The sequence below is a fragment of the Yoonia sp. KMU-150 genome (genome assembly GCF_056858355.1).
Genome location: NZ_JBXEQF010000002.1, coordinates 325,913 through 350,592, shown reverse-complemented (window position 1 = coordinate 350,592; position 24,680 = coordinate 325,913). Strand labels below are relative to the sequence as shown.

The 24,680-nt window shown below is 62.9% G+C and carries 24 protein-coding genes; 18 read left to right on the top strand and 6 right to left on the bottom strand.

Annotated elements, in window-relative coordinates; genetic code table 11:
• Positions 1-47 precede the first annotated feature (47 nt).
• Positions 48-1,562 carry a YifB family Mg chelatase-like AAA ATPase gene (locus AC04PH_RS14565; RefSeq protein WP_483066543.1) on the top strand — a complete coding sequence of 505 codons (1,515 nt, stop codon included), beginning with the start codon at positions 48-50 and terminating at the stop codon, positions 1,560-1,562.
• Between the two features lie 9 nt (positions 1,563-1,571).
• Here the strand turns inward: AC04PH_RS14565 and gshB are convergent, their stop codons facing one another.
• The 3 genes from gshB to rsmI all read right to left on the bottom strand — a co-directional run bounded on the left by gshB (position 1,572) and on the right by rsmI (position 3,867).
• Complete coding sequence (gene gshB, locus AC04PH_RS14560) at positions 1,572-2,513, bottom strand: glutathione synthase (RefSeq protein ID WP_483066542.1); 942 nt, start codon at positions 2,511-2,513, stop codon at positions 1,572-1,574.
• A gap of 69 nt (positions 2,514-2,582) precedes the next feature.
• A complete protein-coding gene (locus AC04PH_RS14555) occupies positions 2,583-2,942 on the bottom strand; it encodes a YraN family protein (RefSeq protein WP_483066541.1) in 360 nt (119 codons plus the stop codon).
• Positions 2,943-2,997: 55 nt separating this feature from the next.
• On the bottom strand, positions 2,998-3,867 hold the full coding sequence (rsmI, locus tag AC04PH_RS14550) for a 16S rRNA (cytidine(1402)-2'-O)-methyltransferase (protein ID WP_483066540.1): 870 nt from the start codon (positions 3,865-3,867) through the stop codon (positions 2,998-3,000).
• A 106-nt stretch (positions 3,868-3,973) separates the two neighbouring features.
• Here rsmI and AC04PH_RS14545 point away from each other — a divergent pair, with 106 nt between their 5' ends.
• The 17 genes from AC04PH_RS14545 to AC04PH_RS14465 all read left to right on the top strand — a co-directional run bounded on the left by AC04PH_RS14545 (position 3,974) and on the right by AC04PH_RS14465 (position 20,942).
• On the top strand, positions 3,974-5,161 hold the full coding sequence (locus AC04PH_RS14545) for a penicillin-binding protein activator (protein ID WP_483066539.1): 1,188 nt from the start codon (positions 3,974-3,976) through the stop codon (positions 5,159-5,161).
• Positions 5,142-7,937, top strand: coding sequence for a [protein-PII] uridylyltransferase (locus AC04PH_RS14540; protein WP_483066921.1), 2,796 nt, complete (start codon positions 5,142-5,144; stop codon positions 7,935-7,937). Before AC04PH_RS14545 ends, AC04PH_RS14540 begins: the two co-directional genes overlap by 20 nt.
• A gap of 51 nt (positions 7,938-7,988) precedes the next feature.
• Entirely contained in the window at positions 7,989-9,575 is a 1,587-nt protein-coding gene (gene murJ / locus AC04PH_RS14535; protein WP_483066538.1) for a murein biosynthesis integral membrane protein MurJ, read from the top strand.
• Positions 9,576-9,650: 75 nt separating this feature from the next.
• A complete protein-coding gene (locus AC04PH_RS14530) occupies positions 9,651-10,106 on the top strand; it encodes a universal stress protein (protein WP_483066537.1) in 456 nt (151 codons plus the stop codon).
• Between the two features lie 479 nt (positions 10,107-10,585).
• Positions 10,586-10,918, top strand: a complete 333-nt coding sequence (locus AC04PH_RS14525; protein WP_483066536.1) for a hypothetical protein — start codon at positions 10,586-10,588, stop codon at positions 10,916-10,918.
• Positions 10,919-11,059: 141 nt separating this feature from the next.
• Positions 11,060-11,623 carry a NifU family protein gene (locus tag AC04PH_RS14520; RefSeq protein WP_483066535.1) on the top strand — a complete coding sequence of 188 codons (564 nt, stop codon included), beginning with the start codon at positions 11,060-11,062 and terminating at the stop codon, positions 11,621-11,623.
• A gap of 3 nt (positions 11,624-11,626) precedes the next feature.
• Entirely contained in the window at positions 11,627-12,073 is a 447-nt protein-coding gene (locus AC04PH_RS14515; protein WP_483066534.1) for a GFA family protein, read from the top strand.
• Positions 12,066-12,350: a DUF6958 family protein gene (locus AC04PH_RS14510; protein ID WP_483066533.1), complete on the top strand. Its 285-nt coding sequence runs from the start codon at positions 12,066-12,068 to the stop codon at positions 12,348-12,350. Before AC04PH_RS14515 ends, AC04PH_RS14510 begins: the two co-directional genes overlap by 8 nt.
• The gene (gene tsaB / locus AC04PH_RS14505) at positions 12,347-13,003 is read left to right on the top strand and encodes a tRNA (adenosine(37)-N6)-threonylcarbamoyltransferase complex dimerization subunit type 1 TsaB (RefSeq protein ID WP_483066532.1); all 657 of its coding nucleotides are present in this window, start codon (positions 12,347-12,349) and stop codon (positions 13,001-13,003) included. The genes AC04PH_RS14510 and tsaB overlap by 4 nt, the downstream gene beginning before the upstream one ends.
• 7 nt (positions 13,004-13,010) lie before the next feature.
• A complete protein-coding gene (locus AC04PH_RS14500) occupies positions 13,011-13,433 on the top strand; it encodes a GNAT family N-acetyltransferase (protein ID WP_483066531.1) in 423 nt (140 codons plus the stop codon).
• Positions 13,434-13,624: 191 nt separating this feature from the next.
• Complete coding sequence (locus AC04PH_RS14495; protein WP_483066530.1) at positions 13,625-14,620, top strand: BMP family lipoprotein; 996 nt, start codon at positions 13,625-13,627, stop codon at positions 14,618-14,620.
• 93 nt (positions 14,621-14,713) lie between these two features.
• Positions 14,714-16,264 carry an ABC transporter ATP-binding protein gene (locus AC04PH_RS14490; RefSeq protein ID WP_483066529.1) on the top strand — a complete coding sequence of 517 codons (1,551 nt, stop codon included), beginning with the start codon at positions 14,714-14,716 and terminating at the stop codon, positions 16,262-16,264.
• On the top strand, positions 16,264-17,379 hold the full coding sequence (locus tag AC04PH_RS14485) for an ABC transporter permease (RefSeq protein WP_483066528.1): 1,116 nt from the start codon (positions 16,264-16,266) through the stop codon (positions 17,377-17,379). Before AC04PH_RS14490 ends, AC04PH_RS14485 begins: the two co-directional genes overlap by 1 nt.
• Positions 17,379-18,356, top strand: coding sequence for an ABC transporter permease (locus AC04PH_RS14480; protein WP_483066527.1), 978 nt, complete (start codon positions 17,379-17,381; stop codon positions 18,354-18,356). The genes AC04PH_RS14485 and AC04PH_RS14480 overlap by 1 nt, the downstream gene beginning before the upstream one ends.
• Positions 18,340-19,149, top strand: a complete 810-nt coding sequence (locus AC04PH_RS14475; protein ID WP_483066526.1) for a purine-nucleoside phosphorylase — start codon at positions 18,340-18,342, stop codon at positions 19,147-19,149. Before AC04PH_RS14480 ends, AC04PH_RS14475 begins: the two co-directional genes overlap by 17 nt.
• 126 nt (positions 19,150-19,275) lie before the next feature.
• On the top strand, positions 19,276-20,193 hold the full coding sequence (locus AC04PH_RS14470) for a sulfite exporter TauE/SafE family protein (protein ID WP_483066525.1): 918 nt from the start codon (positions 19,276-19,278) through the stop codon (positions 20,191-20,193).
• Complete coding sequence (locus tag AC04PH_RS14465; protein WP_483066524.1) at positions 20,193-20,942, top strand: TIGR02186 family protein; 750 nt, start codon at positions 20,193-20,195, stop codon at positions 20,940-20,942. The genes AC04PH_RS14470 and AC04PH_RS14465 overlap by 1 nt, the downstream gene beginning before the upstream one ends.
• Here the strand turns inward: AC04PH_RS14465 and AC04PH_RS14460 are convergent.
• The 3 genes from AC04PH_RS14460 to ccrA form a co-directional block, all read right to left on the bottom strand.
• Positions 20,939-21,655 carry an SDR family oxidoreductase gene (locus AC04PH_RS14460; RefSeq protein WP_483066523.1) on the bottom strand — a complete coding sequence of 239 codons (717 nt, stop codon included), beginning with the start codon at positions 21,653-21,655 and terminating at the stop codon, positions 20,939-20,941. The genes AC04PH_RS14465 and AC04PH_RS14460 overlap by 4 nt on opposite strands.
• Positions 21,652-23,184: an ATP-dependent DNA helicase gene (locus AC04PH_RS14455; protein ID WP_483066522.1), complete on the bottom strand. Its 1,533-nt coding sequence runs from the start codon at positions 23,182-23,184 to the stop codon at positions 21,652-21,654. Before AC04PH_RS14455 ends, AC04PH_RS14460 begins: the two co-directional genes overlap by 4 nt.
• A gap of 70 nt (positions 23,185-23,254) precedes the next feature.
• Positions 23,255-24,544, bottom strand: a complete 1,290-nt coding sequence (gene ccrA, locus AC04PH_RS14450; RefSeq protein ID WP_483066521.1) for a crotonyl-CoA carboxylase/reductase — start codon at positions 24,542-24,544, stop codon at positions 23,255-23,257.
• Between the last annotated feature and the right edge of the window lie 136 nt (positions 24,545-24,680).

The following is a 24,680-nucleotide window of genomic DNA, read 5'->3' as shown; positions in this document are numbered from 1 at the left end:
TTCCCTAACCCCAATCGCGTTAACCATTTCCGCGAGGGGATCGTGGAATGGTATCAGCAGCTTACACCGTGGCTTTCGACGGCATCGACGCAAAGCTCGTCGAGGTGCAATGCGCCGTGTCGCCCGGGCTGCCTGCCTTTACCATCGTCGGTTTGCCGGACAAGGCGGTGTCGGAGGCACGCGAACGCGTCCGTGCGGCGCTGGGTGCAATGTCGATTGCGCTTCCGTCGAAGCGGATCACGATCAACATGTCCCCGGCCGATATCCTCAAGGAAGGCTCGCACTTCGATCTGCCGATCGCCCTCGCCCTTCTGGCAGCACTGGAGGTGATCCCCGCCGACGACGTCCGCCGGATCGTTGCGCTGGGCGAACTGGCGCTGGACGGTGCGCTGGTGCCGGTCGTGGGGGCGTTGCCCGCGGCGATGGCGGCTGTCGCTGACGACCGCACGCTGATGTGCCCGCACGATTGCGGGCCCGAGGCGGCCTGGGTCGGCGCAGTGACAGTGATTGCGCCGCGCACCCTTGGCTGCGCCGTCCGGCACCTGTCAGGGCAGTCACCAATGTCACCGGCGACCCCGGGCGAAGTGACCGGCACGTCGACCGCCCGTGACATGGCCGAAGTGAAAGGCCAGGAACGCGCGAAACGTGCCCTGGAAATTGCAGCAGCGGGGCGACATCACGTACTGCTCGTGGGGGCGCCCGGTTCCGGGAAATCCATGCTGGCCGCGCGCTTGCCGGGGATCATGCCTCCCCTGACGGCAGAGGAGGCGCTGGAAACCTCGATGATCCATTCGCTCTCGGGTCTGCTCGATGCCGGTGGCATCAGCCGCACCCGCCCCTTTCGCGAACCGCATCACACCGCCTCGATGGCCGCCATCGTCGGCGGGGGACGGTCGGCCAAGCCGGGCGAGATTTCGCTGGCCCATAACGGTGTGCTGTTCATGGACGAATTCCCCGAATACCCGCGCAACGTGCTGGAAACGCTGCGGCAGCCGATCGAGGCGGGCGAGGTCGTGGTCGCGCGCGCCAACGCGCATGTGAAATACCCCTGCCGCTTCATGCTGATCGCCGCGGCCAATCCCTGCCGCTGCGGGTATATGGCCGATCCGGCGCGCGCCTGCGCACGGGTGCCGATCTGCGGAGATGAATACTTGGCGCGTATCTCCGGCCCGCTGATGGACCGGTTCGACCTGCGGGTCGAGGTGCCGCCGGTGGCCTTTACCGATCTGGACCTGCCGGCCTCGGGCGACAGTTCGGCCGTGATCGCGGCACGCGTCCTGGCGGCACGTAAACTGCAGGACAAACGGTATGCGAATGTGCCGGAGGCGCGGGTCAACGCCGAAGCGCAGGGCGACGTGCTCGATGCAATTGCAGCGCCGGACGCGCAGGGGCGCGCGCTTCTGGCCCGTATCGCCGGGCGTTTCGGCCTGTCCGCACGCGGATACCACCGGGTGTTGCGGGTGGCACGGACCATCGCCGATCTTGCGCAGGCCCCGGACGTGCATCACGATCACATCGCCGAAGCGGCCAGCTTTCGGCTGGCCATGGCCAAGGAGGTGTAGCCCGCCGGGTCAGCCCAGACGGGCCTCTATCGCCGCCCAGAGACCTGCGGTGATGTTCACGTCGTCGAAGCGTTCGAGTTCCTGGATGCCGGTGGGGGAGGTGACGTTGATTTCGGTCAACCAGTCGCCGATCACGTCGATGCCCACGAAGATTTGCCCCTTTTCCCGAAGCAACGGCCCGATCCGTGCGCAGATCTCGCGATCCCGCGCGGTCAGCGCGACCTTCTCGGGGCGGCCGCCGACGTGCATGTTCGACCGGGTTTCGCCCTTTGCCGGGATCCGGTTGATCGCACCCACAGGCTCTCCATCGACGAGGATGATCCGTTTGTCGCCCTTGCTGACGTCCGGCAGGAATTTCTGCATGATCAGCGGCTCGCGATTGATGCCCGAAAACAGCTCGTGCAGGGAAGCGAGGTTGCTGTCGTCCTGTGCCAGCTTGAAGACGCCCGCACCGCCGTTGCCGTATAGCGGCTTGAGAATGACGTCGCCGTGCGCGGCCCGAAAGGCGCGGAGCATGTCCAGATCACGGGCGATCATCGTCGGCGGCGTCAAATCGGGAAAGGCGAGAACCAGCAGTTTTTCAGGGTAGTTGCGGACCCAGAAGGGGTCGTTCACGACAAGTGTGGAGTCCGGCAACATATCGAGCAGGTGGGTGGTTGTGATATAGCCCATATCGAAGGGCGGGTCTTGGCGCAGCCAGACCACATCGTAGTCCGACAGATCGACCGTCGCTTCTTCGCCAAGCGCGAAGTGATCCCCGACCACGCGCTGCACGCGCAGGGGCCACCCCCGCGCAAGGACCCGGCCCTCGCGATAGGCGAGCTTGTCGGGCGTGTAGTAAAAGAGCGTATGTCCCCGCGCCTGCGCTTCTTCGGCGATACGGAACGTGCTATCCGCATTTATGTCGATCGGACCGATCGGGTCCATCTGGATGGCGACTTTGAGGGTCATGGCGCACCTGTTGCTGGCAATTCCAGCCGTTACATGACCCATCCTGTCATTTGCCGCAATGGCCCCGCGTCACGCCGCCATGAAGGCGTTTTCGGTGATCTTGACCGTACCCTGCGCATCGACCGTCGCCAGATCGAAGCGCACGTCGGTCAGCTGGCCCGTGGGTTCGCCAGCCAGGTATTCCGATGCAGCGGCATAGATACGATCCATCTGACGGCGGCTGATCCTTTGGGCCGCGCGTGCATGGGTGCTGCTTTTCTTGACCTCGACGAAAATCAGACCGTGCCCGTCACGCACGATCAAATCAACCTCGCCGCCGGTTCCGCGCCATCGTCGGTTCGCGACGGGACGACCCCGGCGTTCATAGTCACGTGCCACGCAGTCTTCTGCCGCGACGCCCGCCTGATATCGTGTCTGTGCCGTTTGCATGGCTTATATCCTAGATCGTTTGCCACGACCCTGCACCATTTCCCTGAACAAGTGGTTAATCGTCGCCAGCCGCCTCATCGAGACCCAGTGCGATCTGATACACCTGTCGGCGCGGCAACCCCAGGGCACCGGCCACAAGCGTGGCGGCATCCTTGACCCGCATCGTGCGCATCGCTTCGTTCAGGGCATGGCGTACGTCGCGTTCGGCGACCTGCGTCGCACCGGCACGTCCGACCAGCACGACGATCTCGCCCTTCACGGTTCGGTCGGCAAAGTCCCGGGTCAACGTCTCAAGCGTCCCGCGAGAAACGTCCTCGAACCGCTTCGTCAGTTCCCGGCAGACGACAGCCTCTCTGTCGCCGCCCAGCACGTCGCGCAAGGCCCGCAGCATATCCGCCACCCGTTTAGGCGATTCGTAGAAAACCAGCGTCATCGGCATGTCGCGCAGCATCGCGATCTCGGTCTCGCGCTGGGCCTTGGTTGCGGGCAGGAACCCGACGAAGCAGAACCTGTCCGTCGGCAGGCCCGACACCGTCAGCGCGGCGATCACCGCCGATGCCCCCGGGGCCGTGGTCACCGGTTGCTCTGCCGCGATCATCGCGCGCCCCAACGCGTAGCCGGGGTCGGCCACAAGCGGCGTTCCGGCCTCCGACACATAGGCGACGGACTGCCCGTTTCTCACCGCGGCGACGAGCCGCGCGGTCACCGCCTCGCCGCTGTGATCGTGGTAGGCCACGAGTTGCCGCTGCCCGAGGGCGACCCCGTGGATTTCCATCAGTTTGCGCGCGGTACGCGTATCTTCGGCGGCGATCACGTCGGCACCGGCCAGAATATCGAGGCCACGCAGCGTCATGTCGCGGGCGGACCCGATGGGCGTCGCCACAAAATACAACCCGGCGGAGAGCGGCTGAGCGGAAAATTTCATATCTGGAACCCTTGTCCTCGCTCGCCTATGGTAATGTCCGAAAGTGACAGAGACCGCCCTGACCGCAGGCTTGCGGACCGGTCGCGCCACCAAGGAGAGATGCCCCATGTTTGCCCGTCTGACCGTCACCCGCAAGGCAGCCTCACGGCTTTTTGCTTTCCTGTCCCTAGTCTGGCTGGCGGCCTGCGATGTCGGCGGGATCATTCCGCAGGGGCGCAATACCGGGCAGTCCATCGTGCCGGGCGCACCGGTGCAGGTCGCTTTGCTGGTGCCGGGCGGGTCTGGACAGAACAGCGACAGTTTCCTGGCGTCTAACCTCGAAAACGCGGCACGTCTTGCGATTTCGGACCTCAGTGGCGTCGATATCGACCTGCGGGTCTATAACACGGCCGGCAATGCGCAGCAGGCGGCCAGCGTCGCGGCGCAGGCTGTGAACGACGGGGCCAAGATCATCCTTGGACCGCTTTACGGCGAGGCCGCAAACGCGGCCGGGGTCGCCGTTGCCGGGGCCAACGTCAACGTGCTGGCGTTCTCGAACAATCCCACCATCGCGGGCGGCAACGTCTTTGTGCTTGGTCCGACCTTCGGCAACACCGCCAATCGTTTGGTCAGCTATGCCAACCGGCAGGGCGTGACGCGCTTCGCCATCGTCCACGGCAATGATCTGCAGGGACAGGTCGGGCGTGATGCAATTGCAAGTGCGGTACGCAACGTCGGCGGCCAGATCACCGGAATTGAAAGCTATCCGCTGTCGCAGGCCGGTATTCAGGATTCGGCCAGCCGGATCGCCTCCTCCGTCAACAGCAACGGGGCAGACGCGATCTTTCTGACCGCGGGCGTCAATGCGGAACTGCCGATCCTCGCGACCGCCCTGCCCGAAGCCGGCATCGACCCCAACAGCACGCGCTACATCGGCCTGACCCGCTGGGATGCCGCGCCGCAGGCGCTGGCGCTGCCCGGACTGCAGGGCGGGCTGTTTGCGCTTCCCGACCAGGGCCTGTCGAACCTGTTCGAAAGCCGTTACGCCGCCGCCTACGGCGAACAGCCGCATCCGCTGGCCGGTCTGGCCTATGATGGAATCGCGGCTATCGGCGCGCTGGCGGCACGCGGAGATGCAAACGCGCTGACCAAGGAATCGCTGACCGCGCCACAGGGCTTTCAGGGCACGAACGGTGTCTTCCGCTTCCGTCCCAACGGGTTGAACGAGCGTGGCCTGGCCATCGCGACCATTCGCAACAATCAGGTGGTAATCCTTGAACCTGCCCCAAGAGCCTTTGGTGGTGCCGGTCTCTGACCCCACCAATCCAACCTACAACCATGTGACGCCGGACAATCTGATCTGTCCGGCGTCTGACGTTTTCGACAGGCCGCGTCTCTGGGCCGATCTACAATCGGCGCTGTCACAGGCGCCGGATGCAAGGGCCGTGCGCCGGATCACCGTCGATACGCTGAAAGCCGCGCGCCGCACCGGGGTCGACGCCATCGCGCGGGCGCACGCCGCGAGACCGTTCGCCGCGCGTCCCGTGACCCGCGCCTATAGCTGGCTGACCGATCAGATCGTGAGTGTCACGCTCGATGTGGTGCGCAATTTCCTACACCCGCTGCCCAACCCGACCGAGGCCGAGCGCCTTTCCGTGATCGCCGTGGGTGGCTATGGCCGGGGCGAAATGGCACCGCATTCCGACGTCGATCTGCTGTTTCTGATGCCCTACAAGACGACGCCCTGGGCCGAGAGCCTGATCGAAAGCACGCTCTACATCCTGTGGGACCTGAAGCTGAAGGTCGGTCACGCCAGCCGTACGATCAAGGACTGCATCCGTCTGGCGCGCGAGGACTATACGATCCGCACGTCGCTGGTGGAGTACCGTTTTCTGACCGGCGATACCGCACTGGCCGAGGATCTGGGACAGCGGCTGTGGGACGAATTGTTCAGCAGCACCGCGCCGGAGTTCATCGAGGCCAAGCTGGAGGAACGCGACGCACGCCACCGCAAACAGGGCGGCCAACGCTACATGGTCGAGCCCAACATCAAGGAAGGCAAAGGCGGGCTGCGCGATCTGCAATCCATGTTCTGGATCGCGAAATACGTGCACGGCGTCAAGAACGCCAAAGCACTGATCAAGCTGGGCGTCTTCACCCGCGAGGAATTCGAGACCTTCAAGACGGCGGAAGATTTCCTTTGGGCCGTGCGCTGCCACCTGCACCGGATCGCCGGACGCGCCATGGATCAGCTGACGTTCGACCTGCAGGTCGAGGTCGCGGCGCAACTGGGCTACGAGGACGGCGACGGCAGGCGCGCTGTCGAACACTTTATGCAGGACTATTTCCGCCACGCCACCAGCGTCGGCGACCTGACCCGCATCTTCCTGACGGCACTGGAGGCGACCCACACCAAGGCCGAACCGATGCTGGTGCGCCTGCTGTCGCGCCGTAAGCGGGCTCGCGCGCCTTACGCGATCAAGCAAAACCGCCTGACTGTGGCAGACGAGGACGCATTTTTCGATGACAAGCTGAACACCTTGCGCATCGTCGAAGAGGCGCTGCGTACCGGCACGCTCCTGCATCCGGATGCGATGCGCCTGCTGGCGGCACATCTGGACGTGATCGACGACGACATGCGCAACGACCCCGCCGCGCAGAAGATATTCCTCGACATCCTTCTGAAACACGGCAACCCGGAACGCGGCTTGCGCCGGATGAACGAATTGGGCGTGCTGGCCGCCTTCATCCCCGAATTCGCGCCCATCGTCGCGATGATGCAATTCAATATGTATCACCACTACACGGTCGACGAACACACCATCCAGTGCATCAGCCACCTGAGCCGGATCGAACGTGGCAAGCTGGTGGAGGAACTGCCTGTTGCGTCGTCAATCCTCGACCGCGGGGTGAACCGGCGCGTGCTCTATGTGGCACTGCTGCTGCACGACATCGGCAAGGGACGGCCAGAGGATCACTCCGTCCTGGGCGCAAAGATCGCGCGCAAGGTTGCCCCGCGGCTGGGCCTGAACAAGAAGGAATGCGAGACGGTCGAATGGCTGGTGCGCAATCACCTGCTGCTGTCGGACACCGCCCAGAAACGCGATATCGCGGAACCGCGTACGGTGCGCGGATTTGCCAATGCGATGAAGTCTGTGGAGCGGCTGGACCTGCTGACGGTGCTGACGGTCTGCGATATTCGGGGCGTCGGTCCGGGCACCTGGAACAACTGGAAGGCCGTGCTGATCCGAAACCTCTACAAGGCGACGAAAACCGCGCTGGAAACCGGGCTGGAGGACCTTAATCGCGAAACCCGCGAGGTCGAGGCCAAGCGCGCCCTGCGCGAGGCGCTGTCGGACTGGCCGGCCAAGGATCTGCGCACCGAGGCCGCGCGCCACTACGGCCCCTATTGGCAGGGCCTGCCGAACACGACCCATGTGATCTTTGCGGAACTTCTGCGCGATCTGGCCGACGATCAGATCGCCATCGACCTGACGCTCGACCCCGACCGCGACGCGACCCGTGCCTGTTTCGCGATGGTCGATCACCCGGGTCTGTTCAGCCGGATGACCGGCGCGCTGGCCATCGTCGGCGCGAACGTAGTCGACGCACGAACCTACACTTCGAAGGACGGCTACGCCACGGCGGTGTTCTGGATACAGGACAGCGACGGTGCCCCCTATGAAGAAGCGCGCCTGCCCCGTCTGCGCCAGATGATCACCCGTACGCTGAAGGGGGAAGTCGTCGCGCGCGAGGCGCTCAAGGATCGCGACAAGATCAAGAAGCGCGAACGCGCTTTCCGGGTGCCGACCAACATCATCTTCGATAACGAAGGCTCTGAAATCTATACCATCATCGAGGTCGACACCCGCGACCGGCCCGGCCTGCTCTACGATCTGACCCGGACGTTCGCCAACAACCATGTCTATATCGCCAGCGCCGTGATCGCGACCTATGGTGAGCAGGTCGTCGACACTTTCTATGTGAAGGACATGGTCGGGCTGAAATACCATTCGGAGGCGAAATGCGAGACACTTGAACGCAAACTGCGCGAGGCGATCACGCAGGGTGCGCAAAGAGCGGTGTCGTAATCGCGCCGATGGCGGTATGAAAAGCAAAACCCCGATGAAGGCCCGCACTCAATGAAACCGATCCGTCTGATGGCAGGCTTCTTCACCGTCGGCATCTGGACGTTGCTGTCGCGGCTGATGGGCTTCGTACGCGACATCATGATCGCGGCTCACCTGGGCACGGGACCGGTGGCAGAGGCGTTTTTGGTGGCCTTTTCGCTGCCCAACCTGTTCCGCCGCTTCTTTGCCGAAGGCGCGTTCAACATGGCTTTCGTGCCGATGTTCTCCAAGAAACTGGAGGGCGGCGAGGACGCGCATAAGTTCGCGCAGGATGCGTTCGTCGGTATGACGGTGATCCTGACCGGTTTCACCATTCTGGGCATTGTGTTCATGCCGTTGCTGGTGACGGCGATGGCCAGCGGCTTTCGCGGCGACGAACGGTTCGATCTGGCGGTGGAATATGGGCGACTGGCTTTTCCGTATATCCTGTTCATCTCTCTTGCAGCCCTGCTGTCGGGTGTCCTCAATGCCATGGGGCGTTTCATGGCCGCAGCCGCGGCACCGGTGCTGCTCAACATCATTTTCGTGGCCGCAATGGTGATCGCTGCCGCCACAGGCAGACCCGCATCCGATGCTCTGGGAATGGGGATCGATCAGGCCCTTGGTTTGCGTGTCGGCGATACGCTGGCGCTGTCGGTGCCCGTTGCCGGGGCCGCGCAGATGGCGCTGGTCTGGTTTGCCGCTGCCCGCGCCGGGTTTCCGCTAAAATTCAAACGGCCGCGCATGACACCGGAACTCAAGCGCCTTGCCATCATCGCGGCCCCGGCAGCGCTGGCGGGTGGCGTGGTACAGATCAATCTGCTGGTCGGCAGGCAGGTCGCCAGCTTCTACGATGGTGCGGTTGCATGGCTGAACTACGCCGACCGCCTTTATCAACTGCCGCTGGGCGTCGTGGGCATCGCCATCGGGGTGGTCTTGCTGCCCGATCTGTCCCGTCGGTTGCGCGCGGGCGACGATGCGGGCGGGCGCGATGCGTTCAACCGCGCCGCAGAGATCGCACTGGCGCTGACCATCCCCGCCGCCGTGGCACTCATGGTGATCCCGCAGGCGCTTGTCAGTGTGCTTTACGAGCGCGGGGCGTTCGACGCGAGCGATACCCGGGCCACGGCCCTGGCCGTCGCCGTCTATGGCCTGGGCTTGCCCGCCTTCGTGCTGCAAAAGGCGCTGCAACCGCTGTATTTCGCGCGCGAGGATACGCGGCGGCCGTTTTACTATGCCGTGGTCGCGATGGTCCTGAACGCGGCCCTCGCCATCGGTCTTTCGCCGTTCATCGGCTTCATCGCCGCCGCCGTCGGCACGACGCTCACGGGCTGGGCCATGGTCGCGCAACTGTGGTGGGGTGCGCGCGACATGGGCGACGCGGCCCGGTTCGACGCGCGTTTCCGCCGCCGTCTGCTGCGGATTGTGCTGGCCAGCTTGATGATGGGCGCGTTGTTGCTGGTGCTTGTCTGGGGCCTTGGGTCGGCTCTTGCCATGCCCGGGTGGCGCTATGCGGCTTTGGCGGGCATGGTTTTCGGCGGGATCGGCAGCTATTTCGCCTTTGGACAGATAGTCGGGGCATTCCGGCTTGCCGAATTCCGTCGCGCCGTCCGCCGCTAAGCCCTGATATGCGGATCGGCGTTGCCAGTCTGCCCCGCTTCCCCCATTATCGCCGCGAAGGTGAAGGAGACACCGATGCGTAAATTTCTTGTCGTGCTCGACGACAGCCGCGAATGCCTGAACGCTATGCGCTTCGCTGCGATGCGCGCCGCGAAAAGCGGTGGCGGGGTCGAGGTGCTGGCCGTCATCCCCCCCGACGAGTTCAACCATTGGATCGGGGTCGGCGAAATCATGCGCGCCGAGGCGCGCGAACGCATCGAGGTGCATTTCGAGGTCTTCGCCAAGTGGATGCGCGACCGCCAGAAGATCGAGCCAGAACTGGTGATCCGCGAGGGTGAGCCGCTGAACGAGATCATCAGCCAGATTCAGGACGACCCGGAAATCGGCGTGCTGGTGCTGGGGGCCGGCACGGACAACAAGGGCCCCGGCCCGCTAGTGACCGCCCTGACCCGCCAGTCGGGCACGCTGTCGGTGCCCGTGACGATCGTGCCGGGCGATCTGTCCAAGGAACGACTTGAAGCGATCACCTGAGCGCGCGCCTCAACTCATGCCTTGATGTCCGAATTGCGGTTAGTGGAAAACGCATCCAGATGATCCCGTCGCCTTGCAATCGCGTCGCATTGCGAACGACCAGCGCGCGATCCCGTGAGATTATGCAATATTTTCAGAAACATCGGTGCCGGTTCCGTGAGCCGCGTGACATCCTGCGCACTCACAGTTTTGGGAACACGGCCCTTGCGTGATCGGCTGAAACGTCACGACGGCCGCTGACGGGCGGATATCTGTGCGCCCGGTACCATAGGGTATTTGCACAAACGCACAGAAGTGCGTAACGCATCGGAACCGCACTCCGTCAAGCCTTCCATGGTATCACAAAACGCTCCTTTTTTCGTGACGGCGGCACCTCTGTGCAAAACGGGATGGCCTCCCGATCTTGGTTTCATCGAACGGCGCAACACAGACATGCCGCTCAACCAACAACCGAAACCAAACCCGAAAGAATCGTCACCATGACCATCAAATCCATTATCCTTGCCGCCGCAGCCGTCGCCGTCACCGCCACTGCCGCATCCGCCAACCGCTTCGACGTCGATAACCGGATCGACAGCAGCGATGTCCTTGAACTCGGCCTGATCACCGCTGACGGCGCCGGCGTGCTGGAGATCTACGATTACCGTCTCGGCACGCAGGGTCGTCTGCTCGGTACCGAGCCGATCACCGCAGGTGCCAACACCAATGTCCGCGTTCCCGTCGGCGTCTCGCCTTTTGGTGATGTGCTGGCCGTACTGACAATAGACGGACAGGCCGTCGCGTCGCAGAAGTTCTTTGTCGAAAAGGACTGATCGCCCGTCAACCACCGACACTTCTCTGCGCCGCCCCGATCACCGGTTCTGGGGTGGCGCAAGTCATTTAGAACCGTTCTAATCCTTGACAGCGCAGCGGCCCGGGCGCATATCTGAAGTCAACGCTGAAAGGGCCGCATCATGTTTATTCAGACCGAATCCACGCCGAACCCCGCGACGCTCAAGTTCCTGCCCGGCCAGACCGTGCTCGAGGTCGGCACCGCCGATTTCCCGGCTGCCGATGCGGCACAGGCTTCCCCTCTGGCGAAACGGATTTTTGCCACCGGTCAGGTCGCCGGCGTCTTTTTCGGCAATGACTTCGTCACGGTGACCAAGGCGGACGATGCCGAGTGGGACCATATCAAGCCTGCCATTCTGGGTGCGATCATGGAGCACTATCAGTCCGGCGCGCCGGTCATGGGCGAGGACCATCAGCCGACCGGCGGACATGCCGAACATAGTGGCGAAGATGGTGAAATCGTCGGTCAGATCAAGGAATTGCTGGATACTCGTGTCCGTCCCGCGGTCGCGCAGGACGGCGGCGATATCACGTTTCACGGCTTTGATCGCGGGATCGTCTACCTGCACATGCAGGGTGCCTGTGCCGGTTGCCCATCGTCGACACTGACGCTCAAGATGGGGATCGAGAATCTGTTGCGTCACTACATCCCGGAAGTGGTCGAAGTGCGCCCCGTCGCGGCCTGACCCTTGTCCGACGCACCCATCAGTCGTGGCCGCTGCTATTGCGGGGGCGCGACTTTTTCGTTTGAAGGCCAACCCCAAAGCGTCGCCACATGCCATTGCGGCGACTGCAAACGCTGGACCGGCGCGCCGACACCGACCTTCGCGGCCTTCCCGACTGCGGCGTTGCGTGGCGACATCGGCGCGGGGCGCAGGGTCAGCGATACGGTGCATCGCTGGAACTGCGCGATATGCGGCTCGCCTCTGGCGGCCACCTTCGCCTATATTCCCGATCAGATATTCGTGCCGGTGGGCCTGCTCGACAACGCTGGCGACATGCCGCCCACCGTGCAATGCCATACCGATGCGGCCTACCCTTGGGTCCGGCTTGACGACAAGACATCGCGCGCGGCAGGCTCGGCCCGCGCACTTCTGCAGACGGACAAGCCAAGGAAAGGAGTCGACGATGAGTGACAAGGTAGCCGTAAAGAACCCGCATACCCCGGGCCAGACCACCAATGCAGACGCCGCAAAATACAACGCCATGCGCGATGCGATGCTCAAGGTGATGTCCGACACGCCGATGACGGCCAAAGCGATCAAGGAAGCGACGTTGCCGCATCTGCCGGAAGACCTGTTTCCGGGCGGCGAAACCGCCGGATGGTGGGCAAAAACCGTGCAGCTCGACCTCGAAGCAAATGTCGTCGTGCAACGCCACCCGACCAAGCCGTTGACGTTCTCCAAACTATGACATCGGTCAATGTTCTTGCTTTCGATACGTCCGGTCCCGCCTGCCTTGCCACGCTGTTGACCGGTGACGACGCGGTCACAAAACACGACGACATGGCGCGGGGTCAGGCCGAACATCTGATGCCCATGCTGGAGGATATGCTAGCGACGCAGGGGCTGGAGTGGCGTGACATCGACGTGATCGGTGTCGGGGTCGGCCCGGGCAATTTCACCGGGATTCGGATCGCCGTGTCCGCGGCACGCGGGCTTGCGCTGGGGCTGGGCAAGCCCGCTGTCGGTGTTTCGACACTGGAGGCACTTTCACTTGATGCTGGCGATTGCGTCACCTGCCTGCCCGCACCGCGCGGTCGGATTTACCTGCAATCCTTTCTGCGCGGGACACCCGGTGACCCGCAGCTTGTCGATCTGACGGCGGACCAGATGCCGGACCTGACCGCATTCGCAACGCCGGTTGTGATCGGCCCCTCGGCAGAGGCGGTCGCAACGCTGACGGGCCTGCCGCAGCAACCCGCCCGCTATCCAGTCACCGAAGCGATCGCGCGGCTGGCACGGGCCAGACGCGACACGACGACCGACCGTCCGGCCCCGCTGTACCTGCGCAGTGCGGATGCCGCCCCGCCCCGCGATCCGGCGCCCGTGATTCTGCCCGCATGAGTCCGCGATGACGCCCGACGAACTGGCCGCGACACATCGCGCCGCATTCGACGACAGACGTTCCTGGAGTGCACAGGAATTCAGCGCCCTTCTCGCCGCCGGTGGCATGATTCTATGCGGTGACGCGCGGTCATTTCTGCTCGGGCGCATCACGCTGGAAGATGCAGAGGTGCTCACACTCGCCACGCACCCGGATTTTCACAGACAGGGCCTCGCCCGGAAAGCCCTCGCCGCGTTCGAGGCACGGGCGATCCAGTCGGGGGCACACACCGTGTTTCTTGAAGTCGCAGCCGACAATGAAGCGGCCAAGGCTTTGTATTTAGGCGAGAATTACAGTCTGATCGGCCAGCGTCCGCGCTATTATCGTCGTGACGATGGTCAATCCATCAGCGCCAATGTCCTGCGCAAGCAATTGAAGCGGGTCCGATAATCGAGTGCAACGGTCCGTGTAGCTAAATTTTTGATCAAATGGTCAAATAAAATGATGCACGGTCCAAAAACGGGTTGACCCGACGCCGCTGGCATTGCCTTATCCGTGGATGAACCGACAAAGATCGGCTCGGCTTTCGGGGGGAAGGCCATGCGCCCCTCCCCATCACCAACGACCTGGGAGACGACAAAATGACCCTGACGACGAAATTTCTGAGCGCGACAGCCGCCCTGGCGCTGACCGCCGGCGCAGCCCTCGCGGAACCCGCAGTCCTGTTTGACCTTGGCGGCAAGTTCGACAAATCCTTCAACGAAAGCGCCTTCAACGGTGCGCAGCGGTGGGCGGAAGAAACCGGCGGCAGCTTCGCCGAGGTTGAAATCCAGTCCGACGCCCAGCGCGAGCAGGCGATCCGCCGCTTCGCCGAAAACGGCAACAACCCCATCGTGATGGCAGGCTTTGCCTGGGCGTCCGCGCTGGAGGAAGTGTCCGCTGACTATCCCGACACCAAGTTCCAGATCATCGACATGGTCGTGGATCAGCCCAACGTCCGCTCCATCGTCTTTGCCGAGGAGCAGGGGTCGTATCTGGTCGGCATGCTGGCCGCGATGGCATCGGAGTCCGACACCGTGGGCTTCATCGGTGGCATGGACATCCCGCTGATCCGCAACTTCGCCTGTGGCTACGCACAGGGTGTTAAAGCAGCGAACCCCGATGCAACCGTCATCGCCAATATGACAGGCACTACGCCTGCCGCGTGGAACGACCCGGTCAAGGGCTCCGAACTGACGCTGGCGCAGATTTCCCAAGGCGCTGACGTGGTTTACGCAGCCGCCGGTGGTACAGGTGTCGGCGTTCTGCAGACCGCCGCCGACAACGACATCCTGTCGATCGGCGTGGACGCCAACCAGAACTACCTGCACCCCGGCGAGGTTCTGACCTCGATGCTCAAGCGCGTGGACAACGCGGTCTATGACGCACTGTCCGCGGGCGAAGATCTGGAACCAGGCTTCAACGTCATGGACCTGTCCAACGAAGGCGTGGGTTACGCCGTGGACGAACATAACGAGGCCCTGATCACGGCCGAGATGACCGCCGCGCTGGACGAGGCGAAAGCCGCGATCATCGCCGGTGACATCGCCGTCCACAACTACAACTCTGACGAAACCTGCCCGGCACTCGACTTCTAAGTCAGCCGGACAGGCCGAAACGACCGGGGCCGCGCCGTTTTCGACTGCGCGGCCCCCTTCTTACCCGCCCGAACCAACCCAGCGGTGTCCCCCATGACAGACAATGTAATTTCCATGGCTCCGGCGATCGAGCTGAAGGGCATATCCAAGGCCTTCGGTCCGGTGCAGGCCAACAAGGACATCAACATCCGCGTCATGCCCGGCACGATTCACGGCATCATCGGGGAAAACGGTGCGGGCAAATCGACGCTGATGTCGATTCTCTATGGGTTCTACAAGGCCGACGCGGGCGAGATTTTCATCGGCGGCCAGAAAACCGCGATCCCCGACAGCCAGGCGGCCATCGCCGCGGGCATCGGGATGGTGTTCCAGCATTTCAAACTGGTCGAGAATTTCACGGTGCTGGAAAATATCGTGCTGGGGGCCGAGGACAGCGGGTTGCTGCGCCCGTCGCTGGCCCGTGCGCGCAAGGAACTGAAGGCGCTGGCCGACGAATACGGGCTGAACGTGGACCCCGATGCCGTCATCCAGGACATCGGTGTGGGCAAACAGCAGCGCGTCGAAATCCTCAAGGCGCTGTATCGTCAGGCCGAAATCCTGATCCTGGACGAACCCACAGGCGTGCTGACGCCAGCCGAGGCCGACCAGCTTTTCCGAATCCTTGAACGGCTCAAGGAAGAGGGCAAGACCATCATCCTGATCACGCACAAGCTGCGCGAGATCATGGAAACCACCGATACCGTCAGTGTGATGCGACGCGGCGAGATGACGGCGACGGTCAAGACATCCGAAACCTCTCCGGCCGAACTGGCTGAACTGATGGTAGGCCGCAAGGTGCTGCTGCGGGTGGACAAGAAGCCCGCAGAGGTGGGCGATACGATCCTTGAGGTGAAGAACCTCAAGGTTGTCGACGAACAGGGAGTGGAGCGGCTGCGCGGGATCGACCTGAATATCCGTGCGGGCGAAATCCTCGGGATCGCCGGGGTGGCGGGCAACGGGCAGTCCGAACTGCTCGAAGTGCTGGGCGGCTATGAAAAGGGAACCGGCACGATCAGGATCAACGGGCAGGAACTTGACCTGACCGGATCCGTGTCGGACGCGCAATCGCGCCGTGCCCGCGGCATTGCGCATGTGCCCGAAGACCGGCAGCGCGAGGGCCTGATCATGGATTACGCGGCGTGGGAGAACGTGGCCTTCGGCTATCACCACGACAGTAAATACCAGCGCAACACCCTGTTCATGGACAACGCGGCACTGCGCCGCGATGCGCAGGAAAAGATGGAACGCTTCGACGTCCGCCCGCCAAACCCCAAACTGCCCGCCAAGGCGTTTTCCGGCGGCAACCAGCAAAAGATCGTGCTGGCGCGCGAGATCGAACGGAATCCCGACCTGCTGCTGATCGGCCAACCGACGCGTGGCGTCGACATCGGTGCGATTGAATTCATCCACCAGCAAATCGTCGCCCTGCGCGATCAGGGCAAGGCGATACTGCTGGTGTCGGTGGAGCTTGAGGAAATCCTGTCCCTGTCCGACCGGATTGCCGTGATGTTCGACGGGCGGATCATGGGCGAACGGCTGCCTGAAAAGACCGACGAAAAGGAACTGGGCCTGTTGATGGCCGGTGTCGCAGGGGAGGCCGCGTGATGTCTGACGGCAAGATGCCAAAATGGGCCGATGTGACGCTGATTCCGTTGATCAGCCTGCTGCTCGCCGCGTTCTTCTCCGCCATCGTGATCCTGGCCATCGGCGAAAGCCCCGTCGACGCGCTGCAGCTGATGGTCGAGGGCGCGGTCGGCTCCACCTACGGCTGGGGCTACACGCTGTATTATGCGACCAATTTCATCTTTACCGGGTTGGCTGTGTCCATCGCGTTTCACGCGCGCATGTTCAACATCGGCGGCGAGGGGCAAGCGATGATCGGCGGCTTGGGCGTGGCGCTGGCATGCCTTTACATCCCATGGCCGCACTGGACCATCGCATTGATCGGGGCCAGCACGGCAGCGGCGCTGTTCGGGGCCGCCTGGGCCGCGATCCCTGCTTTCCTGCAGGCCAGACGCGGCAGCCACATCGTGATCACGACGATCATGTTCAATTTCATCGCAGCCGCCGTGCTGAACTTCCTGCTGATCGGCGCGCTGAAAGTGCGCGGGTCGATGGAACCCGCCACCGCGAAATTCCCCGAGGCGACGCACCTGCCCTCGTTTCAGGATATGTTCAGCTTTGGAGAAACCACGTTGTTCCGCGGCGCACCTGCGAACGTGGCGTTCTTTGTCGCGGTCGCCGCCTGCTTTGCACTCTGGGCACTGATCTGGCGCACACGGCTGGGCTATGAAATCCGCGCCTTCGGCCATTCCGAAACGGCGGCCAAATACGCAGGGATCAGCCCGACCAAGATCATCATGATCTCCATGCTGATCTCCGGCGGTTTGGCCGGCATGATGGCGATCAACAACGTGCAGGGCGAGGCGGAGCGTCTGGTGCTCAATGCGGTCGAAGGCGCCGGGTTTATCGGCATCGCCGTGGCACTCATGGGCCGCAGCCACCCGTTCGGTGTGTTCCTCGCCGCGATCCTCTTCGGGTTCCTCTATCAGGGTGGCGCGGAACTGGCGCTCTGGACCAGCATCCCGCGCGAAATGATCGTCGTGATCCAGGCACTGGTGATCCTCTTCACAGGCGCGCTTGACGATATGGTCCGCGCCCCGGTCGAGCGGATGTTCCTGGCCATGGGCCGCAAGCCCAAGCGCGAGGAGGTCGTCTGATGGATTTCTTCCTGCTCTTTGAAATCGAAGTGCTGAACAGCGCCCTGCGGTCTGCGGCCCCGCTTTTGCTGGCCTGCCTTGCGGGTTTGTTCTCGGAACGGGCCGGAATTTTCGACATCGGCCTCGAAGGCAAAATGCTGGCCGCAGCCTTCATGTCCGCCGCCGTCGCCGCCGTCACCGGCAGCGTCTGGCTGGGCCTGCTCGCGGGCATCGGCGCGTCGCTGCTGCTGTCCGCCGTGCATGGCGTCGCCTCGATCACTTTTCGCGGCAACCAGCTGATTTCGGGCGTGGCGATCAATTTTCTGGCCGCCGGTCTGACGGTCGTGATCGCGCAAAGCTGGTTCGCACAGGGCGGGCGCACACCGCAGCTTGGTACAGGATCACGGTTCGAGGAAAACACGCTCTGGTTTGCCGATGCGCTACGCGATGTGCCTGTTATCGGAACGATCTACTCCGATCTGATCTCGGGCCATACGATCCTCGTTTATGTCGCGCTGTTGATGGTGCCGCTCAGCTGGTGGGTGCTGTATCGCACCCGGTTCGGCCTGCGCCTGCGGGCGGTGGGGGAAAACCCCGCTGCGGTGGATACAGCCGGTGTGTCCGTCGTGGGACTACGGTTTGCCGCGGTGATGATCTGCGGCGTGCTTTGCGGCCTGGCCGGTGCCCAGCTTGCCACCGCCGAACCCGCCGCCGGATTCGTCAAGGACATGACCGCCGGGCGAGGCTATATCGCATTGGCTGCGCTGATCTTTGCGAAGTGGCGGCCGTGGTATGCGCTCTACGCCACCTTGCTGTTCGGCTACCTGCAAGCTATCGCCCTGCGCCCCGACCTGATCGAAAACGCACTGGGTTTCTCGGTGCAGGCGCAGTTGCTGGACGTGCTGCCATATATCCTGACGGTCATCATCCTGGCCGGTTTCGTCGGTAAGGCGATCCCGCCACGCGCGGGCGGGGAACCCTATGTCAAAGAACGCTAAGTCGCTCGCCGCCGCCATTCAAGCCAAGGCCGGAGCCGCACCGGTCAACGTCGGCATGATCCTCGGATCGGGCCTCGGTCATATCGCGGACACGGTCGACGGCGTGGCCATCCCCTACGGTGACCTGCCCGGTTTTCCGCACGCGGGCGTGTCTGGCCACAACCCGAATCTTGTGGTCGGAGATCTGGAAGGTCAGCGCGTGGCCGTTTTCGGCGGTCGGGCGCACTACTACGAAAACGGACAGGCCGACGCGATGCGCCTGCCGCTGGAGGTGCTGGCCGAATTGGGTGCCGATACGATGCTGGCGACCAACGCCGCCGGATCGTTGCGGCCGGATATGCCGACCGGCTCGATCATGAACCTGACCGATCACATCAATTTCTCTGGATTGAACCCGTTGATCGGAGAGCCGACAGACCGTCGCTTTGTCCCGATGACAGACTGCTATGACCCGGATATTCGCGCGGCCCTGGGACGCGCGGCACAGGCGGCCGATGTCGAAATGCACAGCGGCGTCTATGCCTGGTACTCCGGCCCCTCTTTCGAAACCGTGGCCGAGATCAAGGCGATCAGGATGCTGGGTGCCGACGCTGTCGGCATGTCCACCGTTCCTGAAGTGATCCTCGCACGGTTTCTTGGGCTGAAAGCCGCCGCGATTTCCTGCATCACCAACATGGCCGCAGGCATGTCGGATGAAAACATCAGCCACGATCACACCAAGGAAATGGCCCCGCTGGGCGCTGCGAAAATTGAGACTGTTCTGCGCCATTGGCTGCGCGACAGGTCCAGCTAGGTCGCACTGCTAGGTCCAATCGACAAAAGATGCTGCATCTGCAGCAAAATTGTCCGGCGAGGGTTTGACTCCGCCCGATGAAATGGGCTTTGTGAAATCAGCGGCCCAATGCCGCGCGGAATGCCCATGCAAATCTACCTTCCCATCGCCGAGGTTTCGGTGAACGCCTTTCTCCTTCTGGGTCTGGGCGGCATCGTGGGTATTCTGTCGGGCATGTTCGGCGTGGGTGGCGGCTTCCTGATGACGCCGCTACTGTTCTTCATCGGCATTCCACCCGCCGTGGCCGTCGCGACAGAGGCGAACCAGATCGTCGCCTCGTCCTTCTCTGGCGTCTTGGCGCATTTCAAACGCAAGACCGTCGACCTCCGAATGGGCACGGTGCTGCTGATCGGCGGACTGATCGGTTCTGCACTCGGGATACTCGTCTTCAACTACCTGCGCTCGCTCGGTCAGGTCGATCTGCTGGTAAAGCTCTGCTACGTCATCTTCCTCGGCATGATCGGCAGCCTGATGTTCGTGGAAAGCCTGAACGCGATCCGCCGCACGAAACGCCCCGGCGGCGTGCCGAAACGCAAGCGGCACAATTGGGTCCACAACCTGCCGTTCAAGATGAAATTCCGAGTGTCGGGTCTTTATATCTCGGTCATTCCGCCGCTGGTTGTCGGCGTATTGGTCGGCATTCTGGCCGCGATCATGGGGGTCGGCGGCGGCTTCATCATGGTGCCGGCGATGATCTATCTTCTGGGGATGCCGACGAAAGTGGTCGTCGGCACATCGCTGTTCCAGATCATTTTCGTGACCGCCTTCACGACCATGCTGCACGCGACGACGAACTACACCGTCGATGTCGTGCTGGCCGTTCTTCTGTTGGTCGGTGGCGTGATCGGCGCGCAGATCGGCACCCGCATCGGGGTCAAGATGAAGGCCGAGCAACTGCGTATCCTGCTGGCGATCATGGTGCTGGCCGTTTGCGGCAAACTGGCGTTCGATCTGCTGGTACAGCCGGCGGAACTCTATTCCATCGGCACCGAGGGAGAGCATTGATGCGGTCCCTTCTCGCCCTCCTCTGCTTGCTCGCCCTGCCCGCCAAGGCCGAGGAAATCGTGCTTGGTCTCAGCCGGGACGAGGTCGCCATCACCGCGACCTTCGACGGCTCCGACATTCTGATTTTCGGCGCGATCAACCGCGACAGTGGCATTCAGCGCGAGGGTGACCTTGGCGTGATCGTGACGGTAGCGGGCCCGGACGACGACCTCGTCGTGCGCCGCAAGGATCGCCGGCTGGGCATCTGGGTGAATACAGAGGCCGTGGAGATCGGGATTGCGCCGACATTCTATGCCGTCGCGACAAACGCACCGCTCGACGATATCCTGACCGATGACGAAGACCTCAACACCCGGATCAGCCTAACCCGCGCCATTCGCGCCATCGGACCGTCTGAAACCGGCAGCACAAATTTCGCCGATGCGCTGATCCGTATCCGGGGCAAACAGAATATCTATCAGACGCTGGAAGAGGCGGTCAGCGTCGAGGACGAAACCCTGTTCTATACAGAAATCGCCCTGCCTGCGAACCTGACCGAGGGCGACTATCGCGCGGAAATTTACCTGACCCGCGGCGGCAAGATCGTGGATGTCTATGTCACCACGATCCCGGTGAAGAAGGTCGGGCTGGAACGCTGGCTCTACAATCTCGCGCATGAAAACGCGTTTCTCTATGGCCTCATGTCACTGGCCATCGCCATTGCCGCGGGCTGGGGCGCGTCCGCGATCTTCTCCGTCTTCAAACGCTAGCCGCGCCCGATAAACGGCATCTTCGTCGCCATCAGCGTCTGGAACTGTACGTTCGCGCCCAGAGGCAGGCTGGCCATTGCCAGCACAGCGTCGGCGACATCGCCCACATCCATGGACGGCAGCGGCGGCAAGCCGTCCGCCGCCCGGCGCGCGTCCAACGCCGCGACCATATCGGTCCGTGCATTGCCGATGTCGATCTGCCCGCAGGCGATATCGAATGCCCGCCCGTCGAGCGACAGCGTTTTCGTCAGACCCGTCACGGCATGTTTCGTGCTGGTGTAACAGACCGATCCCTCGCGCGGACTGTGCGCCGAAATCGAGCCGTTGTTGATGATCCGCCCGCCTTGCGGATCCTGCCGGCGCATGGTGCGGAAGGCTGCGCGGGCACACAGGAACATGCCGGTCAGGTTCACGTCGACGACCTGTTGCCAGTCGTCCAGAGAGACTTCGTCGATGGTGGTTTGCGGCCCGAACATGCCCGCGTTGTTGAACAGCACGTCGATGTGCCCGAAGGCGGCGAAGGCCACATCGACCGCGTCTTCGTTAGTCACGTCACAGGGCAGCGGCATGGCGTTGTCGTGACCGCTCGCGATGTCTTCCAACACATCCGCCCGTCTCGCGATCATTCCGACACGCCAGCCGTCGGCCAGAAACCGCTCCGCACAGGCCCGCCCGATGCCGGAGCTTGCACCGGTGACGATCACGCTCTTCACGGCTCTTCTCCGCTTGTCAGTTCCAGCGGCACAGCCGGTGCCGCCAGATCATCGACTGTCAACGTCGACGTAGGCCGCGCCAGACGGTTACGCACGACCCAACGCAGTTGCGTTTCGGCACGGGTGATCGCCACATAGGCCAGCCGTTTCCAAAGCGGCTGCCCCGCCTCCACCCGGCCCATACGCGCCGCAATCTCGATATCGGGCGCGAAGACCTGCACCGTATCCCACTGCGACCCCTGCGCCTTGTGGATCGTCACGGCAGCGCCGTGCAGGAACGTGGCCCCCATGCGCGCGGCGAAGGGGATGAACGGCTCCGCGTCGCCTTCCTGTTCGATCTTTACGATGGACGCGGCGCTGACCTGCGGATCCTCCGCCCCCATTACGTGCAGTCGAGAAAACCCCGGCTTGCGCCCCGGCCCGAGGTAGATGACCTGCGCGCCCTTGATAAGGCCGCGCGCCTCCAAATCCAGCCGCTTCTTTCGGTGTTTCATCGGCAGTTCGATCCCGTCGCAGATCAGCGGCTCACCTTCCAGCAACTCATCCACCGGCGCGCCAAAAGCGCCACGAAAGGCATGGATTAGCCGGATGCGCGTTGCATTGCGCCAGACTAGCACGGGGGACCGTGCCATCAGGTCCGCCTCGACCCTTTGCGCCATGACGACACGGTCGTCACGCGCGGCGGCTTCTGCCACCAGCTTTTCGAAGGCGTAGAAATCCACCATCGGATCGGCCAGCGCGTGCGCCAGATCGAGGATCGGGTTGTCCGCATCCTGCCGGTGGATGCGGTTCAGCGTCAGAACACGCTTTTCCGGCAGCGTTTCGAAGACCATCCCGCCTTCGGACTGCACCGGCGGTAACTGCGCCGGATCGCCGAACAAGAGTAGGGTCGGAAAGATTTCTTTCAGGTCTTCGAACTGCTTTTTGTCGAGCATGGAGCTTTCATCGACAAACCCGATATCAAGCCCCTCCTCGCGCCGTTTCCAGCCGGTGATGAAATCACTGCCGCGCAGCCCCGCCGCTGCCAAAGCCGCAGGGACGGATTTATTCGCTTCGTAGGAGGCCGCCGCCCGGTCGAGCGCCACATCGGGCAGTGCCTCGATTTCCGGTCTTTCCCCCTGCCCGGCCAACCATTCCGCGACCTTTTCGTATTCGGGATCATAGACTGGCGTGTAGAGGATACGGTGGATCGTCGTCGCGGGGACGCCGCGGTTGCGCAACACGGACGCGGCTTTGTTGGTGGGCGCCAGGATCGCCAGCGTACGCCGGTCCTTGCGGCGCTTACCTTCCCAGTCGCCGGAGATGACATCAACACCGGCTTCTTCCAGCGCTTGGTAGAGCCGGGCGAGCAGCATCGTCTTGCCCGACCCTGCCTTGCCGACCACCGCTGTCACGGATGACTTTTCCGACTGCGGCGGCATCAGCAGGCTGTCGTCCAGGTCGATACCCGACTGACGCAACGCGATGGCGACGTTGTCCCAGGCCTCTGCCTGATCTTCCGAGAATGTTATGGGCGTCGGTGCGTTCATGCCAAAACAGTAAACCGCCAGCCCCGTGGGGACCAGCGGTCAAGCATGGTTTGAAAACGCGGTTGCGAAGTTATTTCCGCCCGGCTTCCAGCGCGTCCTCGAACGTGCGCAGCCCGGTCTTCGGCGACTGCACCAGCACGGCCATGTTACCGGGCTTGTGCTGGTTCTTGCGCATCTTGGTGTGGGCTGCAGGAATGTCGTCCCAGCCGAAAACCTCGGACATGCAAGGATCCAGCCGCCGTTCCACCATCAGGTGGTTGGCTGCCGACGCCTGCTTGAGGTTGGCGAAGTGCGATCCCTGCAAACGCTTCTGATGCATCCACATATATCGCACGTCGAAAGTCAGATTATACCCCGTCGTGCCCGCACAGATCACGACCATGCCGCCGCGTTTGCACACCAGTGTGGACACCGGGAACGTCGCCTCGCCGGGGTGTTCGAAGACCATATCGACGTTGTTGCCCTTGCCGGTAATGTCCCAGATCGCCTTGCCGAACTTGCGCGCCTCGGTAAACCATGCCTTGTATTCATCCGTGTTCACGGTGGGCATCTGCCCCCAACAGTCGAAATCATTGCGGTTGATGACGCCTTTCGCGCCCAGCGACATGACAAACTCGCGTTTGCTTTCATCGCTGATGACGCCGATGGCGTTGGCCCCGGCCGTGTTGATCAACTGGATCGCATAGGACCCCAAACCGCCCGACGCGCCCCAGACCAACACGTTCTGTCCGGGCTTGAGGTCATGCGGCTCGTGCCCGAAGAGCATCCGGTAGGCGGTGGCCAGGGTAAGCGTGTAACATGCGCTTTCCTCCCACGTCAGATGCTGCGCGCGCGGCATGAGCTGCTGGCTTTGCACGCAGGTGAACTGCGCGAAAGACCCATCCGGCGTCTCGTAGCCCCAGATCCGCTGGGAAGGAGACATCATCGGGTCGCCGCCGTTGCAATGTTCGTCGTCGCCGTCGTCCTGGTTGCAGTGGATCACAACCTCGTCGCCGACCTTCCAGCGTTTCACCTTGTCGCCCACCGCCCAGACGATGCCCGACGCATCGGACCCGGCGATGTGATAGTCCGCCTTGTGCACGTCGAACGGGCTGATCGGGATGCCCAGACCGGCCCAAACGCCGTTATAGTTCACGCCCGCCGCCATCACGAGGACCAAAACTTCGTTGCTGTCCGGCTTGGGGCAATCGACCACTTCGACCTCGAACGCCTTGTCCGGCTCGCCGTGCCGCTCGCGCCGGATCGTCCAAGCCTGCATCTGCGCCGGGACGTGACCCAATGGCGGCATCTCACCAATATCGTAGAGGTCTTTCTTCTCAGCTGAATATGCTGCTTCGCCGGTTGTCAGGTCGAGGGCCATGGTCATCTCCACACAATCGCTCATGTTTGCCGCACTGCAGAATCGCAGTGCTCGGTCAGAGTGATATAAACGGTTGCGCAACAATGCAACATGCAGGGCATTTTTTTTGTAATTTTATGTCTGCTGCGTTGCGGCG